Source organism: Rubeoparvulum massiliense (assembly GCF_001049895.1).
In the GTDB taxonomy this organism is placed as follows: Bacteria; Bacillota; Bacilli; order Rubeoparvulales; family Rubeoparvulaceae; genus Rubeoparvulum; species Rubeoparvulum massiliense.
Genome location: NZ_CVPE01000003.1, coordinates 116,872 through 140,680, shown reverse-complemented (window position 1 = coordinate 140,680; position 23,809 = coordinate 116,872). Strand labels below are relative to the sequence as shown.

Sequence of the window (23,809 nt, the reverse complement as noted above, 5' to 3'; positions counted from 1 at the left end):
ATTAAGAGATGGTGACTTCAAATTGAGGCTGAAATTGTTGTTCATGGGGTGTAAGGAGGAAACATAGTGGAGTTGTCTACGCAGGCCATATTGTTTCAATTCTTAGGTGGGCTTGGAATTTTTCTTTTTGGTATCAAATTTATGGGAGATGGCCTACAGCAGGGAGCAGGAGATCGATTACGTACTGTTCTAGAGAAAATGACCTCCAATCCCATTCGTGGTGTATTAGCAGGGGTTATCGTTACGGGATTAATTCAATCTAGTTCTGCCACAACCGTCATGGCTGTAGGATTTGTGAATGCAGGTCTGATGACATTACGTCAGGCGATTGGTGTAATCATGGGGGCTAATATTGGTACGACGATGACGGCATTCATCATCGGGATCAAGCTCGAACGGTATTCCCTTCCAATCATCGCCTTAGGTGCGATTTTACTCTTCTTTTTTAAGAAACGTAAAATTCAAAACTTTGGACAGATCATCTTTGGTTTTGGGATGCTTTTCTTTGGACTTCAAACCATGGGAGAAGGTTTGAAACCATTAAAGGATCTTGCGTTCTTTCATGAGCTTATTGCCAACATAGGGGACAATCGTCTTTTTGGTGTTTTCGTTGGTACACTTTTCACTCTGGTGGTGCAGAGTAGTTCAGCAACCATTGGAATTTTGCAGCAATTAGCAGTGGATCCAGGGTTAGATCTAAATGTCACTCTCCCCGTTTTATTCGGGGATAATATTGGGACGACAATCACTGCAATTTTAGCAGCCATTGGTGCTAGTGTCGCAGCTAAAAGAGCAGCTTTATCCCACGTCGTCTTTAATATTGTTGGTACGGTCATCTTCTTAATTATCTTCCCATTTTACCGCGATGCTGTGGCGTGGTTAGGGGCGACCACAGGTGTGGACGCCCGAATGCAGATTGCTTATGCACATGGTCTCTTTAATATTTCGAATACGTTAATTCAGCTTCCATTTGTTAGTGTTCTTGCTTATATTGTGACGAAGGCCATTCCTCAGCGTGGGGAGGAGCTAGAATATACCGTGAAGTATATTGATAAGCGCTTCTTGTCTAATCCTGCTGTGGCCATTGGACAAGCTGAGAAGGAACTGCAACGGATGGCCAACTTTAGTCGGAAGATGTTAGATGAGTCTACCGAATATTTCATTACAGGGGATCAGAAACTGAGTGAGAAGGTACGTTCACGTGAAAACCTGGTGGACATGCTAGAGGAGAAAATTACCGATTATCTCGCGCTGGTAGGACAGCAATCACTGTCAACAGAGGCCTCAGAACGTTTAACCGCCTTGATGCATGCTATCAAGGATATTGAGCGGATGGGTGATCATGCCATGAATATTGTTGAGCTAGGTGAGTATCGATATAATCACCACCTTAAGCTCTCGGATCATGCCATCAATGAGCTAAACGAGATGATTACAGTTACTCGTGAGACTATCAATACAGCCATTGCTGCGCTAGAGAATGATGATAAAGCACTGGCCAAGCAAGCTGTTCAATTTGAGGACAAAGTGGATAAGATGGAGCGTCGCTTCCGAAAATCTCACCTTCACCGTGTGAATAGTGGTGACTGCACCGGTGCATCGGGGGTTGTTTTCCTCGATACCTTGAGCAATCTTGAACGTATCTCTGATCATGCGACCAATATTGCTGAATATGTCTTAGGCGATCTATAATGGGTTCACTACAAGGCTCCATCATCAGATGGTGCCTTGTCATGTATAATGGAGTAGAGTAGTGGTTGTTAAAAAGGAGGAGCGCAATGGATGTCATTAAAATAACTCCCCGTGGTTACTGCTATGGGGTGATTGATGCGATGATGCTCGCACAACAGACGGCCAATAATCCCATATACCCTCGTCCCATCTATATTATTGGCATGTTGGTTCATAATGAGCACGTCACTGAGGCCTTAGCAGATGCTGGTGTGATCACCTTAGATGGCCCAGATCGGATGGAGATTCTAGAGCAAGTAGAGGAGGGGACAGTAATTTTTACTGCCCATGGAATCTCCCCTGCTGTCAAAGAACGGGCACGGGCTAAAGGGCTAACGGTGGTGGATGCCACATGCCCTGATGTGCAACGAACCCATGATCTAATCAAGGAGAAGGTAGCACAAGGCTATAAGGTGATCTATATCGGGAAGAAAGGGCATCCTGAACCGGAAGGAGCCATTGGTGTAGCACCAGAGCATGTTCATCTCGTAGAAGGCATCAATGATGTAGAAGCCCTTGCTTTTGCAGAGGGTCAGCGGATTTTGGTGACCAATCAGACCACCATGAGTCAGTGGGATACTCAAGAGCTAATGGAACGAATTCGTACACTTTACCCTGAGGCTGAGATTTATAATGAGATCTGTTTAGCGACGCAACAGCGGCAGGAAGCGGTGGCAGGGCAGGCGAAGGATGCTGATATTACCATTGTTGTGGGCGATCCAAGAAGTAATAATTCCAACCGCCTCGCTCAGGTCTCTGAAGAGATTGCCGGAGTTCCCGCCCATCGTGTGGCCAATGTCACAGAGATCGATACAGCATGGTTTCAAGGAAAGAAAAGGGTAGCAGTCACCGCAGGTGCTTCAACGCCTACACCCATCACCAAAGAGGTGATCAATTACCTCGAACAGCTAGATCCAGAGAATCCTACAACGTGGCCCATTCACCGAACCATCGATCCGAAGAAGATTCTTCCAGTGTATCGTGAGAAGAGCCGATAGAGTAGAGTATTCATAAGAAAAACGTCCTCCTTCACGACGAAAGGTGGACGTTTTTGATCTCAGAGATGTTATCCGAATGTTCTCTTCTTTATAAGTTATAGAGCTTGTGCCGTTTTGCAACATGAGGACTTACATAAGGTCCGAAGGAGTATTTTTTCTCGATGTAGATCTGATGCCAGAGCATGAAGACTAAAGCGGTCCAGATAGGACGACTATAATCATGCTTTTCATCTTTATGTTGTTCAAGCATCTGTAGTAGATACTGTTTATTAAAATACTGCTGCGTAGGAGATTGCTGAATCAAATCCTTCGCCCATTTGTAGAAATCATGACGTAACCAGTATCTTGTGGGAACAGGGAAGCCAAGCTTTTTCTTCGTTTTAATTTCTGGTGGGAGCAGGTCTTTCATCGCTTCGCGCAGAACATGTTTTGTAGTGCCATCGGCAATTTTGTATTTCGTTGGAATCTTCATGGCTACTTTAAATACTTCCGTGTCAATAAAGGGAACTCGTAATTCTAAGGAATTGGCCATGGTCATTTTGTCAGCTTTCATCAAAATATTACCACGCAGCCAAGTATGGATATCTAAGTACTGCATCTTCGTTACATCATCATAATGTTGAACCTGTTCGTAGATCGGAGCGGTCACCTGCCAAGGATCCACATAGGGAACCTTGGCTTTGAGTGATGCTGCAATGACTTGCTCCTTCATCTCTTCACTATAAATGTGAGCATTTCCGAAGAAACGCTCTTCTAGCTGTTGCGAGCCACGGATGAGGAAGCTTCTTCCCTTCGTTCCTTCTGGTAAATTGGAAGCCATATTAGCGAAGAGTGTACGCATTCCTTGGGGAAGTCTTTGGTACCCAGCGAGGGCGAATGGCTCACGGTAAATGTTATAGCCCCCAAAGAATTCATCAGCGCCTTCCCCTGAGAGTACTACTGTCACATATTGACTGGCTAGCTCAGCAACGAAGTAAAGGGCGATGGCGGAAGGATCTGCTACAGGCTCGTCCTGATGCCAGATTAAGCGGGGCAGAACATCGAGATATCGTTCTCCATCTACCTCCACCTCATGATGGTCTGTACCGATATGAGCAGCGGTTCTACGGGCATAATCCAATTCGCTATAGCCAGGGATATCGAAACCGATGGTAAAGGTTTTTAGCTTTTCTTGTTTACGCAGGAGAGCAGCAATGCTTGATGAATCTACACCACTGGAGAGAAACGCACCGCGTGGAACATCGCTCATCATATGGCGTTCTACCGATTCTTTAAGAGCAGCACGTGTCTCTTCTACATACTCCTCAAAGGGGCGTTCCTCAGGAGTAAATTCAACTTGAAAATAAGATTCAATATTCATGGTACCATTCTTGATCGTAAAGGAATGGCCTGGTAGAAGTTTATGGATGCCTGCAAACATGGTGGCAGGATCAGGTACATACTGGAAAGTGAGGTAATGATAGAAGGAGACTGGGTCAACAGCAGCTTTTACTCCTTCCATCTCTAGGAGACTTTTGATTTCTGAGCCGAAGCCGAAGGCATGTGGTGTCTCAACCCAATAAAGAGGCTTGATCCCGAAATGATCACGAGCACCAAAAAAGCGTTGTTCCTTGCCATCCCAGATAATAAAGGAGAACATACCACGGAGATACTTCGGTGTCTCTGTGCCATACTCCTCATAAAGATGGAGTATGGTCTCACTATCTGTATCGGTACGGAATTGATGTCCCCGCTCTTTTAGCCATGTTTGAAGCTCTCGATAATTATAGATCTCACCATTGAAAATTAACCAGATGGATTCATCCTCATTGGTGAGGGGCTGATGGCCATGTTGTAAATCGATGATGCTAAGGCGACGGAAGCCAAGGCCAATTGGACCCTTACGAACATAACCTTCATCATCTGGACCGCGATGAGTGATCATCCGATTCATTTTTTGGAGTTGTTCGAGGGAAACAGGTTGATTATCTTTACTGTACATTGCTACAAAGCCACACATGTGAGTCACCATCCCATTGTATATAGATATAGCCAGAGGTGGCTAGATACGTTACAATTAATACGATTCATCTACATATCATACCAATCATTGAAGGGAATGGACAAGTTTTTTTCGTTACGATTCCTTGTTATTTCTCTTTTTACCTTAAAAGGAGTGAAGAAGATGCGAATTACCTGGGATGAATATTTTATGGCACAGAGTAGAATTATCGCCCTACGCAGTACCTGTACACGCTTAAGCGTAGGAGCTACCATTGTACGAGATAAACGAGTCATTGCAGGTGGCTATAATGGCTCAATATCTGGAGATGCTCACTGTTTGGATGTAGGCTGTAAGGTGGTAGATGGCCATTGTGTACGAACCATTCATGCAGAGGTAAATGCCATTTTACAATGTTCTAAATTTGGTGTACCCACTGAAGGAGCAGAGATTTATGTCACGCATTTTCCATGTCTCAACTGTACAAAGACTATAATCCAAGCAGGGATAAAACGACTTTGCTATGAGACGAAGTATCGGGTAGACCCTTATGCAGAGGAACTATTACGTAATGCCAATGTGGAGGTTGTTCAGGTTTCTGCTAATCTGGACAAGTATCTTCCACAATTATTGCAGCCATAATGAGGCAGGCGAGCTGGTTATTCGGTGCCATCAGCTTTGGTAGCGGACTGATCCTAGCTCATCATGGGAGTACTTTTTTTCTACTCATAGGAGGGTCGCTCCTTACCATTGCTTTACTTTGGTTAATATGGCAGGGATGGAAAGGAAAAAGTAGGTCAGCGCTTTTCATCCCTGTGGTATTCTCTGCTTTAGCAGGTCTTAGCTATGGCCATTATGTAGAGCAAGGGTACCACTCATTTATTCAGCTTGATCGTCAAGGCATTTTACAACAATCTCAAGAACAGCTTGGTCAACGGTATGGACCCTATCGTTTTTATGGAAAATTACAAGAGCCCTTCCGCTGGCAAGGTCATCGCCTAGAAGGGCGCGTTCTTATTACCCATCAGCAGGTGGGAACGAAGTGGAATCGTCTGCAAGAAGAGATTCTGCTACGTATCTCAGGAGCTGAGTCCTCATTAGTACTGAACATTGCATCATGGTCAGCCGGAAGCCATTTCATCTTTGAAGCCTCGCTAGAAACGCCACCGGGACCTCTTTACCCCCATGCCTTCGATTATCAGCAATATCTCCAGAACCAGAGCATCTTTTGGATTGGATTTGCCAATGCCTCATCGCTACAATTCCTCGAAAGTGCAGCTTCATGGACACAACTTCCCGCACAGCTTCGCACTGATTTGATCCAACAATTACGTCAGATCTACCCATCCTCCATCGCTGCGATTTTACAAGGAGTTCTGCTGGGTGATCGCTCTCAGTTGACAGCCGAATGGAAGGAAGCTTATGAGGTGTTAGGCATCGCTCATCTCCTAGCCATTTCAGGCTTACATGTAGGAACACTCAGCTTCGGGTTCCTCACTGTTCTTCGTTGGCTTGGCGTCACCCGTGAACGAGGGATTCTACTTGTAATGCTATTCCTACCATTTTATGCAGTTGTTACTGGCTTGGGACCATCGGTTGTTCGGGCTACAGTAATGGCAGAGCTAATGTGGTTAGCGCTTCTGCTACGCCGCTGGTATGATGCCTACAATGGCTTAGGTATTGCCATGCTCCTCCTGCTTATTTGGGACCCCTACCTTTTATACCATCCAGGCTTTCAGTTTTCCTTTTTAATTACAGGAGGACTTCTGTTCTTCTTCGCTCAGACAGGTGGTGAACGGAAAAAGACAAATCAGCTTATACAACTCATGCTGATTACGTTCGTTGCCCAACTCTTTGCCTTTCCCCTACAGATCTATTATTTCCATCAGTTTTCATGGCTATCAGGACTGGCCAATCTTCTGGCGGTACCTGCCTACACATTGATTGTAATCCCCTTAGGCTTTCTTACCTTGCTACTCTCCTTCCTCTCGCTGCCATTGGCGATGTGGCTATCCCATCTCGTCACCATTCCCTTACAGCTTCTCGATGAACAGATCCATGTCTTAGCCCAATTTCATCAATGGCATCCCTTCTGGTCGCCACCTTCCATCCCTTGGATACTTCTCTACTACTTGGGGCTAATTCTTCTAGGTTTGATGTGGCATTACCGAGTGGTATTAATGAAACAGGCTCTGTTCGTAACGATCTGGTGTATGCTATTGGTTCTTCTGTTTCCTAATCCATTGAGACCTCATGAGATCCGAGTTACCTTCCTCAATGTAGGTCAAGGTGATGCCACGATCATTGAAAGCAGGGAGTGGACCATACTCATCGATGCAGGTGGTCGAGGCGTACAACGAGGGGATCAAGCTGAAGAAACTAGTAGCTTTGATGCAGGCCGTCAGCGCATCCTTCCTTACTTACGAAGCAGGGGCATCCAGCATCTTGATTATGTGATTCTTACCCATCAGGATACGGATCATATCGGTGGTTTTCCAAGTATTGCAGAGCAGGTTACCATCGGTCATCTTTTTTGGAATGGAATGATTGGGAGAGAAGGGGAACGTAGTAGTGGTGAACAGTATCTCCATGAATGGTTTGTTCAACATCCTCAGCATCGTCATCATATTGTTCAGAAAGTACAACGTTGGCAATTACAGGAAAGGATGATTCTTACGATTTTTCCTCCTTACCCATATGCAGAGAATGATAATGACGGATCACTGGCAATTTTGCTTTCCGTTGATGATCTCCATTATTTGTTCACAGGAGATATGGGGATTGCGGCAGAAAGCTGGTTGATTAAACAGGCGCTTCCTGCTAATGTAAATATGTTACATGTGGGGCATCATGGGAGTAAGACATCTACCTCGAAGGAGTTTATCGAACGACTCATGCCAGACTGGGCGATTATCTCAGCGAGCAAGGGGAATCCCTTTGGTCATCCACACTCTGAGGTTCTCGAGAAGCTACAGCAGGTTGAGGCACAGATCCTACGAACTGATCAAAACGGAACGATTATCTTTCAACACTTTGAAAATGGTAGAGTAAGAATCAATGCCATGACTCTTTTTGAAACAAGTCTCCTTGATCAAAAAATAAGAAGGTGATCGTTAAAGCTGCAACAATTTTTATTTAATTTGCGTCAATGAATATAAGTAAGGGGGAACAATGTGTGCCTGACTTAGAACTCATTGAGGCTGCAAAACGAGGCGATCAGGCCGCAATGGTTCAGATACTACAACACTTAGAACTTCCTCTTTACCGTACGGCCTATTATCTACTAGGCAATGAAGATGATGCCTCTGATGCAACTCAAGAAGCATTGATCAAAATCTATAAGAAGTTACATACTTACCAAGAGAAAGCGAGTCTGGAAACATGGGCACAACGGATAGTCCGAAATGTCTGTATGGATTTCTTCCGCAAGAAGAAGGATGAAATCTCTCTCGATATGGATGTTCCCGATAACCATAAAGGCCTACAGATTGAGGGGCAGATCGAGAACCGTCTCGTCTATCAAGATTTACAAGAAGCGGTGATGCAATTACGTCCTGCTTATCGGGAAGTGATTGTCCTAAGATATATTCAGGACTACTCCTATCAAGAGATTGCTGACACATTATGCCTACCGATGAACACAGTGAAGTCCTATCTTTTTCGAGCACGTCAAGAACTACATCTATGGTTGAAAGAGTATGATCAAGGTGGTGGCAAACGGTGAACTGTAAACAAGTCAAAATAATAATACAACAGAGTCTTGATGGTTCAATCACAGAGCTTCAAAAACGTCAAGTCGAAGAACATTGCCAACAGTGCGCCCATTGTCAAGAATATTACGTTAGTCTCCACCGTCTTGATCAGTTATTAGAGCAGCTGCCCCCTGTAAAGCCATCCTATTCCCTTGTGGATCGAGTGATGGAACGCATCGAAGGTGAGGAATTGGGGGCTACTCTTGAATGGGGAGAGCATATCTCACAAGTGAAGAGTAACAGAACAAGTTGGAAGAACATGTTCTACTATCACCGAAGTAAGGTACTAGCCTTCGGCGTTAGTGCAGCTTTACTCTTCCTCTTTCTTGCAAATCCACTATTCCATGGGGTAGTGGAGGAAAAATCCGTAGCAGATCAACGAAATGCTCCATCGGTTGCCCAATGGATTGCAACAAGTGACTGGAAGAGCCTACTTCGTCATTCAGAGAAGTCTGAATATAACCCGAATTTACTGCAATACCATGTTGAGTATGAACAACGTCCTGAATTTAATGCTGATGAGATGAAAATGCTTAATGATGAACCCATTATTCTTTGGTCGCGGATGTCTGAAAATGAAACCTATGAGATGCAGCTTATTCTCGACGGGGACTTCCAGTATGTTCAGCTTGTTCGGAATGATAATATATTTTTTTACTCTCATCCTCTTCCTAAAGAGGCCTGTGTAATTATTGCAGAAACCTCTAAACGAACACTTCGTTATGAAGTGAGTCAAATGGATCCAATCACCAACCATCAAATGAGCGAGGATTGGAAGATTGATGTGGTTACGCTAGAAGAGGTTCGTATTCATTAAGGAACAGGCTGATGCAGAAATAGGAGGGAGTTAATCATTGCATTACTTTCAGCTACAACAAGAGCTTAAACAGGGTGGATGTCAGCCCTTATACCTCTTATATGGCACAGAAACCTTATTGATGAATCGAATGGTTCGAGAGATGGAACAGCAGATCATACCTGGTGAGGAAAGGGATTTTAATATTCAGCGCTACGATTGTATGCAGGATTCTATTCAATCCATTCTTGAGGATGCTGATACCTTTCCCATGTTAGGAGAACGTCGCTTTCTTCATGTTTCTAATGCTTTATTTTTTACTGCACAGCATGTCACATATAAGGTGGAGCATAATCTTGAGCAATTACTCCAATATCTCAGTCAGCCTGCTCCTTTTTCCATCATTGTTTTTACACTACCCCAAGTAGAAAAGCTGGATGAACGGAAGAAGATCGTCAAGATGTTTCGAGAAAAGGGAAGCATCGTCCAATTTCAACCCTTAAAAGAAGCGGAGATCAGCCAATGGCTGAAAAGTGAAGCAGAACATTATGGTAAAGAGCTACGCGGAGATGCTACTGAGGCCTTGATGATTGCATGTAAGAATTCCTTAGCTCAGATGGAGATGGAAATGGAAAAGCTCACCCTCTATACAGGTGAGCGTTCCTACATTACAGGTGAAGATGTACGTACCTTAGTTCCACGCAGCTTAGAATCAGATGTCTTTGCCCTTGCCAATCATCTGTTTAAGCGGGAATGGGAGGCAGTCTTTCGGACTTACTATGATCTTCTGCAATTTCAAGAGAGTCCATTGAAACTGTTCGCCCTGTTAGCAAGGCAGGTTCGACTTGTCCTCTATGCACAGGGGTTCATGCAGCAGGGCTATGGGGAACGGCAAATCGCTCAACGCCTAAAATTGCCGACATTTGTGATTCGTTCATTGATGCAATATGCCCGTCAATATAAAGAGGTAGAGCTTCGTCAGGCATTAATCATGATCGCTCAGCTAGATTATGAAATAAAAACAGGTCAGACCGATGAGAAGCTAGCTATAGAGCGCTTTATCTTTCACTTCCAAGAGGTAAGCTAATAAAAAAACGACCAGAGATGGTCGCTTTTTTTATGTTTATACGTTTATATTAGGCAGTAAAGGTATTTAAACGTTTTGCCATCGTGGACTTATGCCGTGCGGCAGCATTCTTATGAATTAAGCCTTTGCTAGCAGCTTTGTCCAATTTTTTCGTAGCATAACGAAATGCAGCAAGTGCATCTGCTTGGTTGTCACCTTCTACAGCTTTATCAAATGCTTTGAGAGCTGTACGAAGAGCGGATTTTTGTGCCATGTTTTGTTGGCGTAGTTTTTCATTAATACTGGTTCGTTTAATAGCAGATTTAATGTTTGCCATCTGCTTCACCTCCTTGCCGACTCTGCACATACATCATAGAGAACAAATAACAGTTTATCATGTGGTTCTTTAAATTGCAATAATACCCATAGAGAATTTTCTTTTTGTCCAAGGGTAGGCTAAAAAGCATAAAAGAATGAGAATGCGGAGAAAGTGAGGCTGATTGAATTGAAGCGCCATCAACGTCACGATTGGAAAATCAAGGAGCTTCATCGGCAGGTGGAGCATAATCAGGGGGATGAGATCCCGCGAGTGGTCCGCACAGACCTAGCCATTGATGCACAGCAGGCGGTACAACTAGCCCGTCAGGCTGATGAAATTCCTGGTGTGCGTTCTACCATTAAACAAAAGGAAGGTGTACGAGTCTCTACATTAAAGGTTGATCAACAGGGAGCAGATGAAGTAGGTAAACTACCAGGAACCTATATCACCTTTGAAGCACCAGGCTTAAGAAAGAAGGATAGTGGCTTACAGGATCAAATGATTAAGGAGTTTGCTAATACATTTGAGAATTTTTTAGACCAAGAAGGGGTTCGTGAAGACCAGCGTATTCTCGTGGTGGGTCTAGGTAATTGGAATGTAACGCCTGACGCAGTAGGGCCTATGGTTGTGAAGAATCTTCTCATTACCAATCATCTATTTGAATTGATGCCAGATCTTGTTCAGAGTGGTTATCGACCTGTAAGTGCGATCACACCTGGAGTAATGGGAGTAACGGGTCTTGAGACTAGCGCAATTGTCTACGGGATTATTCAGCAAACGAAACCAGATGTAGTGATTGCCATTGATGCACTAGCGACACGTTCGTTGGAGCGAGTCAATACCACAATTCAAGTAACAGATACAGGCATTCAACCAGGTTCAGGGGTAGGCAATAAACGGAAGCCCCTAACGAAAGATGCATTGGGCATCCCGGTCTTTGCCATTGGAGTTCCCACCGTCGTTGATGCCACTACCATCGCCTATGACACTTTGGAATTATTGGCACGTCACATTCAGAAGGAAATGAAACGTGTGGAAGATCAGCAGTTCCATGAACAATTATTTGGATTGCTCGGTCGTTTATCCAATGAAGAGAAGCGTCAACTCATCCAAGAGGTACTAGCTCCCCTCGGTCATGATTTGATCGTTACACCGAAGGAAGTAGACGATTATGTAGAGGACATTGCCAATATTATTGCCAATGGTCTCAATATTGCTTTACATGAAATCATCGCCTTCGATGATCTGCCTTCCATCACCCATTAAGTATCCACAAAAGTATGAGATAGAAATATCCTCATAGGATCTCTGCATATTTTGTCATGTGACCTCATAGGTTGATAGAAAGATGAGGACAAGCTATGAGGAGTGCATTGTGATGAATGATGGTGAAGGTGTTGTGTTACGCCCGCTGCGGAGACAAGGGGAAGTGGAGATGGAGGGAAGGGGAGCTCTTCTCCTCTTTCTTCTGCTACAGGTCATCGGTTTTTTTGTGTTATTCCAACTTATCTTCACATCTACAGCATCTATATCTACGGAGAAAAAGGAGAGGCTTACGTATCTCCTCTGGCAGCAGGAGTTACCAGGCATAACCCCTTGGCTCATTCAGACTGAGAAGATGATCTATTTCGGTGATGAGTTAGCATTGATGTTCTCCCTTCAAGAGAAGAGGGGGAACTGGTTACTGAGTAATTTGCCAGGATTTCCACTCATGGAGGCTGGTTGGATGGAAGAGCAGGAAGAGGGGGAATATCATCATCATGATGAAACGCCTACTTTACAAGAGATACTAGAGGAGAGGACGGCAATCCCCCTTGATAAACTAAAGATTATTGTAGGAGAAAAGAACCTGAATGTGGAGTGGGAACGGGATAAGAACTTTCTTAGTAAAAAAGCACCCGTTTTTATCTACCATACACATAATCGGGAGTCATGGTTTCCCTATCTTCCAGAGACCACCAAGGTGAATCAAGCCTTTCATCCTGAGATCAATGTCACCCTTCTGGGGAACTATCTGCAACGAGCCTTGGCGGAGCATGGGATCGCTAGCCTCCTCTCAGACATCGATTACATTCCTCGCTTAGATTCATATAAAAATTCCTATGCAGCATCTCGGGAGACTGTGGAGGCTACCCTCGCAACGAATCAAGAGATACTATATCTCTTCGACCTTCATCGTGATGCTCTCCCCCGTGATAAATCCACGATTACCATCAACGGGAAGGACTATGCAAAGGTGATGTTTGTAATTGGTGCTAAGAATCCCCAATGGGAGCAGAACAAAGCCTTTGCTCAGGCATTACACGATGCATTGGAACGCTCCTATCCTGGATTATCTCGTGGCATTATGGTAAAGCAACCCCATGAAGGAAATGCAGAATATAATCAGTCTCTTCACCCGCAGTTAGTACTCATGGAGATCGGTGGGGTAGAAAATACATTAGAAGAGAGCTACCGAACCTTGGATGCGTTGGCTGCTGTGGTAGCGGAACTTTATTGGGAAGCAGTGCCAGTGAATAAAAACGGCGGAAGCGCGCAATAAATGAAAATGGAATGCAATGATCAAGGGGAAGGGTGGCGCTATGCAAGCTTTATTCCGTCTCATCTTAATGTTTTGTTGTATCTGTGTCGGTGCCATATGGGGAATGCAGGTTCAGAATACGGAGCGAGGAAATGATCAACAGGAGACGACTTCTGATCAGCCACTCCATGTACAAATTGAAGCGATTCATCCTGATGGATTAGAAATTTCGGTGCTGGGTTCACGATACTATCTGCCTATCTCGCAGAATCAATCAACCCACCTAGGAACATTCAAAGAAGTTCTTAGTGATACTAAAATCAGCAATCTTAATATTCTAGACACCTTAGGCGATGCCAGTCTGACCAAGGAAAATTCGGAGGTGGAATACCTTGCTACAGCGAACATTGCACAGCATCCAATTAGCCGTACAGGCAATGGCATCGGTCAACTTTTGCACCAATCATCGAAGCAAGGTCTTGAGTGGTTCGCCTCATTCTTCTCTGTTTCAAAAAAAAATGATTGATTTTTGCTCAAAAAGCAAGTAAGATTTCATCATTATATTGACCTAGAGAAGGATGGATGAGCATTGCCGATTCGACAACTGGCTGATCGTTTCTTATTAATTGTATGGGAACCAATATTGTTATCTCTAGCACGGAAAACTCGTCAATGGCAGTGGCAAATGAATCATTCTCCACTGGCGCGCTGGAGCTCATTAATTCTTGCCAGCTGTTTCTTGCTTGGATTGACAGTCATCGTACCACTACTACTTATACCACCCCTCTATCGTGGCACTGTTGCAATCATTTCTCAGGCACCAATCATCTCCCAAGCTCTACCATTTATTGGAGTGATGCTATTTTTGCTTGTCATGAGTGGTTACGTAGCCCTTTCACTCATTGCAGGCAATCTTCTCTTCTATATCCTACGGATTAGCAACGGTGTGATCCTTCATCCTTATTACTCCGTTAGCATCGATCAAGAGAATCGGACGATTGAACGTCATAATATTCCTGGCTACTACGGAGAAAAACGTCGCCTTTTTGCCTGTGAGAGTTATGTGGCATGGCTGGAGCTGATCCACCTGTTGGAGCTTGAACCCAAACTACAGGAGTATCAGATTGTGGCCCATAGCATTTTTTATCGTTATTCCCGTGATTTTTCACAGGTTATGAAAAAGGAAGTGGGTTGGACGCGGATCTTTACGGTAATGCACCTACTTCGTAATTGGCAATGGAAGCGGGCAGCCCAATTACTGGTACAGAAAAACGTGGTAGAAGAAAAATTGGTGACCAGCTATGGGGAATTAAAACAGTTGGAGTCCATCTTTCGGATGAAAGCTGGATACCATTTGGAGCCTGCGACACCTGGAGAAGCAGTAGAGTTGATCTTCGAACCATTCATCGAACATGGTTGTGCAAAGGAAGCACCTTTGACCACCATTGTGGATGGAGAAGGAGGAATTGGATGAAACGGAATCGTTGGTTTACCTTTGCCTTCATCGGATCTACCTTGGTGACCTGGCTCTACCTTTTTGCTCAATTATTGCTCTCCTAACTGTGAACTGCTATAATTATTCTTACTGTCTTATGCTGTGATGTGCTAGGGCTTAATGTAGGAGGAGTTTTAGATGGAGAGACTGGAACGGCAAAAACGGATCCGTAATTTTTCGATTATTGCCCATATTGACCATGGGAAATCCACGTTAGCAGATCGTATCCTTGAATATACAGGAGCGTTGTCTGATCGTGAGCGGGAAGATCAATTCCTTGATCAGATGGATCTGGAACGGGAACGTGGAATCACCATCAAATTAAATTCAGTACGCTTACAATATCAAGCAAAAGATGGAAGTGAATATATCCTTCATTTGATTGACACCCCAGGACACGTAGACTTCACCTATGAAGTCTCCCGCAGTCTTGCAGCATGTGAGGGAGCCATCTTAGTTGTTGATGCTTCTCAGGGGATTGAAGCCCAGACCCTGGCCAATGTCTATCTTGCCTTGGATAATGATTTGGAGATCATCCCCGTGATCAATAAGATTGACCTTCCTAGCGCAGAGCCGGAGCGAGTTAAGCAGGAGATTGAAGATGTGATCGGCTTAGATGCCAGCGATGCCGTGTTAGCTTCTGCTAAGGCAGGGATTGGGATCCAAGATATCTTAGAGCAGATCGTAGAGAAGGTGCCTGCGCCCACGGGTGACCCTAATGCTCCTTTGAAGGCATTGATCTTCGACTCTCTGTATGATTCCTATCGCGGTGTGATCACCTATATTCGTGTGATGGATGGTGTAGTTCGTCGTGGCATGAAGATTAAAATGATGGCCACTGGTAAAACCTTTGAGGTGACAGAAGTAGGTACCTTTGCCCCACATCCGATCAGCGTAGAGGAATTAACTGTAGGTGATGTAGGCTTTATCGCTGCTAGTATCAAGAGCGTAAAGGATACGCATGTAGGGGATACCATTACGACGGTGACCAATCCAGCAGCAGAACCACTTCCAGGCTATCGTAAGGTTCTTCCTATGGTGTTCTGCGGCCTTTATCCAGTAGATTCCAATGAATATAATGATCTTCGTGACGCCTTAGAGAAGCTACAACTCAATGATGCTTCCTTACAGTTTGAGGCAGAAACCTCCCAAGCTTTAGGATTTGGTTTCCGTTGCGGCTTTCTCGGCTTGCTACACATGGAGATTATTCAAGAACGGATCGAGCGGGAATTTAAAATTCCGTTGATTCGGACGGCACCTAGCGTAGTTTACCGAGTCAATCTCACAAAGGGTGAGACCCTAACTATTGAGAATCCTTCCATGATGCCAGATCAGCAACGGATTGAGAGTGTGGAGGAGCCCTATGTGAAAACAGCCATCATGGTGCCCAATGAGTATGTAGGTGCAGTAATGGAGCTCTGCCAGGAGAAGCGGGGTACCTTTATCAATATGCAATATTTAGATGCCAACCGGGTCAATATTACCTATGAGCTTCCGCTAGCGGAGATCGTCTATGATTTCTTTGACCTCTTGAAGTCCAATACCAAGGGCTATGCATCTCTAGACTATGAACTGATCGGCTATCGCCAATCGAAGCTGGTGAAGCTGGATATTCTCTTAAATGGCGAGCAGGTGGATGCCCTATCTCTGATCGTTCACCGTGATATGGCGTATAAACGGGGCAAACAGATGGTGGAAAAGCTACGTGAGCTGATTCCTCGTCAAATGTTCGAGGTACCTGTGCAAGCAGCCATTGGAACTAAAATTGTTGCTCGTGAAACCATCCGTGCTATGCGTAAAAACGTACTGGCTAAATGTTATGGTGGTGACATCTCCCGTAAACGAAAATTGCTGGAGAAGCAAAAAGAGGGGAAAAAGCGAATGAAGTCTGTAGGGAATGTGGAAGTACCACAAGAGGCATTCATGGCTGTCCTGCAATTAAATGATGACTAATTGAAATGAAGGAAAGGCCTCGCTACCACAGGTAGTTCGAGGTCTTTTTCACATGGAAGGTGAGTCGAAATGAAAGTGGAAGCTTGTTATATTCATATCCCGTTCTGTCCCCATAAATGCTATTACTGTGATTTTAATATCTTCGTGATGCAACAGGACAAGTATGTAGATCAATACTTAGATGCCCTCGAACAGGAAATGCTTCTTCGCTTCTCAACAGGGAAGGTTCGCTTACATACATTGTATGTAGGGGGGGGGACACCAACAGCGCTTAGTCTTGATCAATTGGGGCGATTGATGGAGATGGTCCATCGTTTTCTCATACTCGATGATGACCATGGGGAGTTTACAGTGGAGGCCAATCCTGGAACCCTTGATCCGATGAAGCTTCAGCTATTGCATGATGCTGGTGTGAATCGACTCAGTATCGGTGCCCAGACCATGGATCGAGAGATCCTAAAGAGGATTGGTCGTCTCCATCAACCTGAGGATGTGGTAGAGGCGGTTCATTGGGCAAGGAAAGCCGGTTTTCACAATATTTCTCTCGATTTAATGTTTGGTCTACCAGGTCAAAGTGAAGCACAACTGTGTGCTAGCATGGAGGAACTGCTTCAGCTTGCTCCCACCCATCTTTCTGTTTATGATCTTCAGATCGAGGAAGGTGCCCTGTTTGGTCGTTGGGTTCGGGAGGGGCGCCTTGAACCAGGAACGGAGGAGCAAGAAGCTGGGATGTATGAATTGATCATCCAATTACTTGAGGACCGGGGCTATCATCAGTATGAGGTGAGTAACTTTGCGCAGAAGGGCTATGAAAGTCAGCATAATCTCGTCTATTGGCGTGATCAGCCCTATTATGGGGTCGGAACAGGTGCCCACGGTTATCTGGATGGTGTAAGATATGCCAATCTTCAACCCTTACAGAAGTATATCAAGGCATTGCAGATGAATCCTGCACAGCTTCCGTTAGCTGAGACTCATCAAGTAACCATTACAGAGGCCATGGAAGAAACCATGTTCCTTGGTTTACGTATGAAAGAAGGTGTATCCCTCCCTTCCTTTGCAGAGCGCTTTCAGCGATCCATCTGGGAGATTTACGCAGATCCGATCCGTGAATTACAGGAGCAAGGCTTAATAGTGCTTGAGAATGAACACCTCCGCTGTACCCCTCGAGGTATGATGCTTGGGAATGAAGTTTATATGAGATTTCTTTTAACGAGTTGACAAACCTAGGTTAGGGTGGTATTTTTGAGTTATGGTTTAGCACTCGTTACGATAGAGTGCTAATAAAGGAGGCTTGCGTCGTGCTCACCGAGCGTCAACAACTCATTTTACAAGCGATTGTTGCAGATTATATTATGCATGGTGAACCGGTAGGCTCGCGGACCATCTCTAAACATAAGCATGTGGGCTATAGCTCAGCAACCATTCGCAATGAGATGGCTGACTTAGAGGAACTAGGGTATCTTGAACAGCCCTACACTTCAGCAGGTCGCATTCCTTCTCATCAAGGTTATCGTTTCTATGTGGATAATCTGATGAGACCTCACAATTTAGATAAAACAGAGATCTTCAAGATTCGCAACTTTTTTACCGACAAAATGGTACACGTGGAGGAGATGGTACAGCGTACTGCCACCATTCTTTCTTCAATGACCAACTATACGTCTATCGTCCTTGGACCAGAGGTTACACAAACCTATTTGAAGCAGATCCAATTTGTGCCACTCAGTGAGAACATGGCGGTGGCAATTTTAATTTTGACCAATGGACATGTGGAGAATCGTCTCGTACGTATTCCCTCGAATATTTCAGGCTCTGATATGGAACGTTTGGTAAGGATCCTTAATGATAAACTAACCAATTTACCGATCTCAGAGGTACAGGAACGACTGCATGCAGAGGTGGCTATTGAACTACAGCGAAACCTTCAAGCCTATCAGCAGGTGCTACAGATGCTAGATGAGATGTTTGTCCAGGACTGGAAGGATCAAATCTTTCTCGGTGGAATGACCAATATTTTAATGCAACCTGAGTTTCAGGATGTGCATAAAGTGAAAGCACTCCTCGATTTGTTAGAGCAACGGGAGCTGATGGTTTCCTTGCTGTATCCTAAGAAAAAAGGTATCTCGGTGCGGATTGGCACAGAGAACAGTATTGAGGAGATGGCTAATTGCAGCATGATTACTGCCACCTATAACATAGGAGGTCGTACGGTGGGAACTATTGGTATTTTAGGCCCTACACGTATGGAATATGAGCGGGTGATCGGCATCTTAGATTTTATGTCAGACAATCTTTCATACTTGCTTGATGCGTATTATCGAAATATGGCTGATACAACTTAAGTGGACGCGATGATGCCAACAGGTCATCATCGCCCCTTCTTCTTTACATTAATGGATATGAGGTGACACAATGGATGAGCAGAAAGATCTTCACCAGGCTGAACCAACAGTAGAGGGTCAACCTGAATCAAGGGAAGAGCTGAAGCCTGAACAAGTTGAAGAGGTGAACGCAGATGCCCACGTAAGCAATGAAGAGGCACAAGCAGAGTTCAATCGATTACAGGCTGAACTGACACGCGTGCAACTAGAGTCAGATGAGCATTATCAACGCATGCTTCGTTTGCAAGCAGACTTTGATAACTTCCGTCGCCGTACGCGTACAGAAAAAGCAGACCTGATTAAGAGTGCCAATGCTTCCTTACTAGAGGCTTTGCTACCCGTATTAGATAATTTAGAACGTGCCATTCAAAGTGGTAGTCAGCACCTTGCTACCGATGATCCCTTCGTGGAAGGTGTGAAGATGGTACAACGTCAAATGCTCGAGATCTTTGCACAGCATGGTGTGGAACCGATGGAGACCATTGGTAAACCATTCGATCCCTATATGCATCAAGCAGTGATGCAGGAAGCATCGGATCAATTTGAATCAGGTAGTGTAATGGATGAATTCCAAAAAGGATATACCCTTCATGGCAAGGTGTTACGTGTTGCCATGGTTAAAGTAGCAGAATAATAGACTTTTTACATACTGATTGGAGGAATACAGGATGAGTAAGATTATTGGTATTGACTTAGGTACAACAAACTCTTGTGTAGCTGTGTTAGAAGGTGGAGAAGCAGTCGTTATTCCTAATGCTGAAGGAAATCGGACTACACCCTCTGCTGTTGCCTTTAAAAATGGTGAGCGGATTGTTGGTGAGGTTGCAAAACGCCAAGCCATCACCAATCCAGATACCATTCTATCCATTAAGCGACACATGGGTACTGCACATAAAGTGACCGCAGCGGGTAAAGAGTATACACCGCAAGAGATCTCTGCAATGATCCTACAAAAGCTTAAAGCAGATGCTGAGGCATACCTTGGTGAAACGGTAACCAAAGCGGTAATTACTGTTCCTGCGTATTTTAATGATAGTCAGCGTCAAGCAACGAAAGATGCTGGGAAGATTGCTGGACTTGAGGTTGAACGGATTATCAATGAACCAACTGCTGCGGCACTGGCCTATGGTGTAGATAAAGAAGGGGATCATACCATTCTCGTCTTTGACTTAGGTGGTGGGACATTCGATGTCTCCATTCTTGAACTAGGCGATGGTTTCTTTGAAGTAAAGGCTACAGCAGGTGATAATCATCTCGGTGGGGATGACTTTGATCATGCGGTTGTCGACTACTTAGTTGCTGAATTTAAGAAAGAAAATGGTATCGACTTAAGCAAGGATAAGAGCGCGATGCAACGCTTAAAGGATGCTGCAGAGAAAGCCAAGATGGAGCTCTCTTCTGTAACGAGCACCAATATCTCCCTACCATTTATTACGGCTGACCAAGCTGGTCCAAAACACTTGGAAGTAAGCTTAACTCGTGCGAAGTTTAATGAATTGACAGCAGGCTTGGTAGAACGTACCATGGGACCTGTCCGTCAAGCATTAAAAGATGCTGGCTTTACTTCCAATGATATTGATAAGGTACTTCTTGTTGGAGGATCAACACGGATTCCTGCAGTTCAAGAAGCCATCCAAAAAGAATTAGGAAAAGAACCATCCAAGGGAGTTAATCCTGATGAAGTGGTAGCACTCGGTGCAGCCATTCAAGGTGGTGTGTTGCAAGGTGAAGTGAAGGACGTTGTTCTCTTAGACGTAACTCCACTTTCCCTCGGTCTTGAAACCATGGGTGGTGTTTTCACGAAGCTGATCGATCGGAATACAACGATTCCTACTTCGAAGACACAAGTCTTCACAACCGCTGCAGATAATCAAACTGCTGTTGAGATTCATGTACTTCAAGGGGAACGTCCAATGGCTGCCGATAACAAGACCTTGGGTCGCTTCCAATTAACGGATATTCCACCAGCTCCACGTGGCATTCCACAAATTGAAGTTACATTTGATATTGATGCGAACGGGATTGTGAATGTATCAGCGAAGGATCTAGGCACAGGCAAACAACAGAAGATCACCATCACTTCTTCCAGCGGTCTCTCCGACGAGGAGATTAAGCGCATGGTAAAAGAAGCGGAAGCTCATGCCGAGGATGACTTGAAACGGAAGGAAGAGGCTGATCTTCGTAATGAAGCAGACAATCTCATCTTCCAAACTGAGAAGGTCGTGAAGGATCTCGGCGATAAAGTATCACAAGAAGAGATCGAGAAAGCAAACCAAGCAAAAGATAAATTGAAGGAAGCTGTAGAGAAGAATGATCTTGAAGCCATTAAGAAAGGGAAAGAGGAGCTTCAAGAAGTGATTCAACAGCTGTCCATTAAACTATATGAGCAGGTACAAAATCAGCAAGGGGAAGCTGGTGCACAAGCTACTGGTCAAGAAGCCAAGAAGGATGACAATGTAGTGGATGCAGAGTATGAAGAAGTGAAAGATGACGATAAGAAATAATCTCTTCTGAAAGTATGCTAGAATGAAGATAAAAAAAGTCAAAGTCAGTGGCCATTGACTTTGACTTTTTTTCCGTCATCAATTGCAAGTTATGGAGAAAGTGGAGTGATTGTATGAGCAAGCGGGATTATTATGAGGTCCTAGGTGTAAGCAAGGATGCTGACGAGGCAACCATAAAAAAAGCCTATCGTCAATTAGCACGAAAATATCACCCCGATGTGAATAAAGAGCCTGATGCAGAAGAGCGCTTCAAAGAAGTGAAAGAAGCCTACGATATTTTAAGTGACTCAGAAAAGCGGGCACGCTACGATCAGTTCGGTCATGCAGGAACCGACCCTAATTTTGGTGCAGGGGGCTTTGGTGGCGCAGGGGGGTTCCAGGGCGATTTTGGTGGTTTTGGTGATATTTTTGATATGTTCTTTGGTGGAGGAGGAAGAAGAGCTAATCCGAATGCACCACAGCAAGGTGCTGATCTTCAATACACTATGACCATCCAGTTTGAAGAAGCAGTTTTTGGGAAAGAGACAGAGATCAATATTCCGCGGGAGGAGAATTGTGATCACTGTCACGGTACAGGTGCTAAGCCGGGGACACAACCCAAAACCTGTCCGGATTGTCATGGTACTGGACAAAAGGAGCAAGTGCAGGATACCATGTTTGGGCGCGTTGTGAACCGTCGTGTTTGTCAACGCTGTCAGGGACGAGGTACCATTATTGAACAGCCTTGCTCGGTTTGTCACGGGGTAGGACGTGTCAAGAAACAGAAGAAGATTCGTGTGAACATTCCAGCTGGTGTTGATGATGGTTCACGCTTACGTGTCACTGGGCAAGGTGAAGCAGGGGTCAACGGAGGACCAGCCGGCGATCTTTATATTATTTTCCGTGTGAAGCCTCATCAATTCTTTGAGCGCCATGGGAATGACATCTATTGCGAAATGCCTCTCAATTTTTCACAGGCAGCATTGGGTGATGAAATTGAGGTACCTACTTTAGATGGAAAAGTGAAGCTAAAGATTCCTGCTGGGACACAATCAGGGACGTCCTTCCGGATCAAAGGGAAAGGCGTACCCCATCTTCGTGGGTATGGCAGAGGCGATCAGCATGTAGTTGTGAAGGTAGTAACACCAACGAAGCTAACGGAACGCCAAAAGGATTTACTCCAGGAACTTGCGAAGATTTCTGGCAGTGTGCTCACCGAAGTGGAAGATGATGATAAAGGATTCTTTGACAAGGTAAAACGTGCCTTTCGTGGGGAATGACCGTAATCGTTCCAAGGCTTTTCGTTGACAAGAATAGCAAAACAAGCTATAAATAAGCAAGATCATGAAGAGGGTCAATCCTATGGAAATCTGCGGGAAGGGGTTCGAATATGAGCTACGCGGAAGTACGAGTACTGACCAAAGAGGAGTCGGTTGAAGCCATCTGCAATATTCTACATGAGACAGGAGCCAATGGTGTTGTGATTGAAGATCCAGAAGTCCTGAACCGTACATGGGAGAGTACCTACGGGGAAATCTATGATCTATCTCCAGCAGATTACCCTGTAGAGGGGGTACTGGTGAAGGGGTATTTTGATGTACAACCGGAGCTAGAGGAGATGGTGAAGGGGATCCGCCAGGACATTCTTCAATTAAGTGAATATGGTTTGGACATTGGATCGGGGGAGGTTTCGTGGGCCATCTTACAAGATGAGGATTGGACAGCAGGATGGAAACAGCATTATCAACCTGTGCACGTCACCTCTTATCTTACCATCTCTCCCTCCTGGATCGATTATGAACAAGCTGAAGGTGAGCAGGTCATATCACTGGATCCTGGGATGGCATTTGGGACAGGAACACATCCAACGACCACATTGACAATTCAAGCGTTAGCCTCTTATATGAAGCCTGGTGTCAAAATCTATGATGTGGGCTGTGGTACAGGCATCCTTAGTATCGCTGCAGTGAAATTGGGTGCTCAGCATGTGGATGCCTTGGATTTAGACGATATCGCAGTTCAAAGCACCATCGCAAACTGTGAGCTCAATCACGTATCTCATGCAGTACATGTAAATCAAAATAATCTGCTCGATGGCTATTCAGAGCCTGTGGATTTGATTATGGCGAATCTGTTAGCCGATATTATTCTGCGGCTTACCCCGCAAGCAGTCTCACTGTTAAAGGATGAGGGAATCTATATTGTTTCAGGAATTCTTGCAGGGAAAGAAGAACCAGTCCTTCAGCAGTTGGCTGAGTATGGCATGAGGGTTCTTGAAACGAAGGAAGAAGAGAATTGGGTTGTCATCGTAGCCCAAAAGAAATAAGGAG

20 protein-coding genes are annotated in these 23,809 nt (G+C 44.7%); 18 read left to right on the top strand and 2 right to left on the bottom strand.

The features are described 5' to 3' along the window. Window positions 1–66 precede the first annotated feature (66 nt). On the top strand, window positions 67–1,692 hold the full coding sequence (locus tag BN1691_RS00805) for a Na/Pi cotransporter family protein (RefSeq protein WP_187116836.1): 1,626 nt from the start codon (window positions 67–69) through the stop codon (window positions 1,690–1,692). An 86-nt stretch (window positions 1,693–1,778) separates the two neighbouring features. Continuing rightward, window positions 1,779–2,729, top strand: a complete 951-nt coding sequence (locus BN1691_RS00800; protein ID WP_048600353.1) for a 4-hydroxy-3-methylbut-2-enyl diphosphate reductase — start codon at window positions 1,779–1,781, stop codon at window positions 2,727–2,729. Between the two features lie 88 nt (window positions 2,730–2,817). On the opposite strand, the gene asnB is transcribed toward BN1691_RS00800, so the two are convergent. Then, complete coding sequence (gene asnB / locus BN1691_RS00795; RefSeq protein WP_048600352.1) at window positions 2,818–4,728, bottom strand: asparagine synthase (glutamine-hydrolyzing); 1,911 nt, start codon at window positions 4,726–4,728, stop codon at window positions 2,818–2,820. 165 nt (window positions 4,729–4,893) lie between these two features. Between asnB and BN1691_RS00790 the strand changes: the two genes are divergently transcribed. The 5 genes from BN1691_RS00790 to holA all read left to right on the top strand — a co-directional run bounded on the left by BN1691_RS00790 (window position 4,894) and on the right by holA (window position 10,345). Next, window positions 4,894–5,352 carry a ComE operon protein 2 gene (locus BN1691_RS00790; protein WP_048600351.1) on the top strand — a complete coding sequence of 153 codons (459 nt, stop codon included), beginning with the start codon at window positions 4,894–4,896 and terminating at the stop codon, window positions 5,350–5,352. Then, window positions 5,352–7,820, top strand: a complete 2,469-nt coding sequence (locus BN1691_RS00785) for a DNA internalization-related competence protein ComEC/Rec2 (RefSeq protein ID WP_048600350.1) — start codon at window positions 5,352–5,354, stop codon at window positions 7,818–7,820. Before BN1691_RS00790 ends, BN1691_RS00785 begins: the two co-directional genes overlap by 1 nt. A gap of 65 nt (window positions 7,821–7,885) precedes the next feature. After that, on the top strand, window positions 7,886–8,434 hold the full coding sequence (locus BN1691_RS00780; protein ID WP_048600349.1) for an RNA polymerase sigma factor: 549 nt from the start codon (window positions 7,886–7,888) through the stop codon (window positions 8,432–8,434). Continuing rightward, window positions 8,431–9,279, top strand: a complete 849-nt coding sequence (locus tag BN1691_RS00775; protein WP_048600348.1) for a zf-HC2 domain-containing protein — start codon at window positions 8,431–8,433, stop codon at window positions 9,277–9,279. Before BN1691_RS00780 ends, BN1691_RS00775 begins: the two co-directional genes overlap by 4 nt. Window positions 9,280–9,316: 37 nt before the next feature. Further along, the gene (gene holA, locus BN1691_RS00770) at window positions 9,317–10,345 is read left to right on the top strand and encodes a DNA polymerase III subunit delta (RefSeq protein ID WP_048600347.1); all 1,029 of its coding nucleotides are present in this window, start codon (window positions 9,317–9,319) and stop codon (window positions 10,343–10,345) included. A gap of 49 nt (window positions 10,346–10,394) precedes the next feature. Here the strand turns inward: holA and rpsT are convergent, their stop codons facing one another. Then, window positions 10,395–10,661, bottom strand: a complete 267-nt coding sequence (gene rpsT / locus BN1691_RS00765) for a 30S ribosomal protein S20 (protein ID WP_048600346.1) — start codon at window positions 10,659–10,661, stop codon at window positions 10,395–10,397. 243 nt (window positions 10,662–10,904) lie between these two features. Between rpsT and gpr the strand changes: the two genes are divergently transcribed. From gpr to prmA, 11 genes are all read left to right on the top strand, one after another. Beyond that, window positions 10,905–11,909, top strand: a complete 1,005-nt coding sequence (gpr, locus tag BN1691_RS00760; protein WP_048600651.1) for a GPR endopeptidase — start codon at window positions 10,905–10,907, stop codon at window positions 11,907–11,909. Window positions 11,910–12,021: 112 nt separating this feature from the next. Then, on the top strand, window positions 12,022–13,185 hold the full coding sequence (gene spoIIP / locus BN1691_RS13790) for a stage II sporulation protein P (protein ID WP_053083670.1): 1,164 nt from the start codon (window positions 12,022–12,024) through the stop codon (window positions 13,183–13,185). A gap of 40 nt (window positions 13,186–13,225) precedes the next feature. Then, a complete protein-coding gene (locus BN1691_RS00750; RefSeq protein WP_048600345.1) occupies window positions 13,226–13,690 on the top strand; it encodes a hypothetical protein in 465 nt (154 codons plus the stop codon). A 63-nt stretch (window positions 13,691–13,753) separates the two neighbouring features. After that, window positions 13,754–14,638: a hypothetical protein gene (locus BN1691_RS00745; protein ID WP_048600344.1), complete on the top strand. Its 885-nt coding sequence runs from the start codon at window positions 13,754–13,756 to the stop codon at window positions 14,636–14,638. A gap of 159 nt (window positions 14,639–14,797) precedes the next feature. Continuing rightward, window positions 14,798–16,612 (top strand): translation elongation factor 4, encoded by a 1,815-nt coding sequence (gene lepA / locus BN1691_RS00740; RefSeq protein ID WP_048600343.1) that lies wholly within the window; start codon window positions 14,798–14,800, stop codon window positions 16,610–16,612. 69 nt (window positions 16,613–16,681) lie between these two features. Further along, the gene (gene hemW / locus BN1691_RS00735) at window positions 16,682–17,833 is read left to right on the top strand and encodes a radical SAM family heme chaperone HemW (RefSeq protein WP_048600342.1); all 1,152 of its coding nucleotides are present in this window, start codon (window positions 16,682–16,684) and stop codon (window positions 17,831–17,833) included. A gap of 80 nt (window positions 17,834–17,913) precedes the next feature. Beyond that, a complete protein-coding gene (hrcA, locus tag BN1691_RS00730; protein WP_048600341.1) occupies window positions 17,914–18,957 on the top strand; it encodes a heat-inducible transcriptional repressor HrcA in 1,044 nt (347 codons plus the stop codon). Between the two features lie 70 nt (window positions 18,958–19,027). Beyond that, entirely contained in the window at window positions 19,028–19,630 is a 603-nt protein-coding gene (gene grpE / locus BN1691_RS00725) for a nucleotide exchange factor GrpE (RefSeq protein WP_053083669.1), read from the top strand. 34 nt (window positions 19,631–19,664) lie between these two features. Continuing rightward, window positions 19,665–21,500 (top strand): molecular chaperone DnaK, encoded by a 1,836-nt coding sequence (gene dnaK / locus BN1691_RS00720; RefSeq protein ID WP_048600340.1) that lies wholly within the window; start codon window positions 19,665–19,667, stop codon window positions 21,498–21,500. Between the two features lie 113 nt (window positions 21,501–21,613). Beyond that, the gene (dnaJ, locus tag BN1691_RS00715) at window positions 21,614–22,759 is read left to right on the top strand and encodes a molecular chaperone DnaJ (RefSeq protein WP_048600339.1); all 1,146 of its coding nucleotides are present in this window, start codon (window positions 21,614–21,616) and stop codon (window positions 22,757–22,759) included. 110 nt (window positions 22,760–22,869) lie between these two features. Next, a complete protein-coding gene (gene prmA / locus BN1691_RS00710; RefSeq protein WP_048600338.1) occupies window positions 22,870–23,805 on the top strand; it encodes a 50S ribosomal protein L11 methyltransferase in 936 nt (311 codons plus the stop codon). Window positions 23,806–23,809 lie beyond the last annotated feature (4 nt).

Excerpts from the sequence above, each read along its gene's own strand:
- BN1691_RS00800 (WP_048600353.1), top strand. The coding sequence starts at position 1,779 with ATGGATGTCATTAAAATAACTCCCCGTGGTTACTGCTATGGGGTGATT.
- asnB (WP_048600352.1), bottom strand. The coding sequence starts at position 4,728 with ATGTGTGGCTTTGTAGCAATGTACAGTAAAGATAATCAACCTGTTTCC.
- BN1691_RS00790 (WP_048600351.1), top strand. The coding sequence starts at position 4,894 with ATGCGAATTACCTGGGATGAATATTTTATGGCACAGAGTAGAATTATC.
- BN1691_RS00785 (WP_048600350.1), top strand. The coding sequence starts at position 5,352 with ATGAGGCAGGCGAGCTGGTTATTCGGTGCCATCAGCTTTGGTAGCGGA.
- rpsT (WP_048600346.1), bottom strand. The coding sequence starts at position 10,661 with ATGGCAAACATTAAATCTGCTATTAAACGAACCAGTATTAATGAAAAA.
- spoIIP (WP_053083670.1), top strand. The coding sequence starts at position 12,022 with ATGAATGATGGTGAAGGTGTTGTGTTACGCCCGCTGCGGAGACAAGGG.
- BN1691_RS00750 (WP_048600345.1), top strand. The coding sequence starts at position 13,226 with ATGCAAGCTTTATTCCGTCTCATCTTAATGTTTTGTTGTATCTGTGTC.
- lepA (WP_048600343.1), top strand. The coding sequence starts at position 14,798 with ATGGAGAGACTGGAACGGCAAAAACGGATCCGTAATTTTTCGATTATT.
- hemW (WP_048600342.1), top strand. The coding sequence starts at position 16,682 with ATGAAAGTGGAAGCTTGTTATATTCATATCCCGTTCTGTCCCCATAAA.
- grpE (WP_053083669.1), top strand. The coding sequence starts at position 19,028 with ATGGATGAGCAGAAAGATCTTCACCAGGCTGAACCAACAGTAGAGGGT.
- dnaK (WP_048600340.1), top strand. The coding sequence starts at position 19,665 with ATGAGTAAGATTATTGGTATTGACTTAGGTACAACAAACTCTTGTGTA.
- dnaJ (WP_048600339.1), top strand. The coding sequence starts at position 21,614 with ATGAGCAAGCGGGATTATTATGAGGTCCTAGGTGTAAGCAAGGATGCT.
- prmA (WP_048600338.1), top strand. The coding sequence starts at position 22,870 with ATGAGCTACGCGGAAGTACGAGTACTGACCAAAGAGGAGTCGGTTGAA.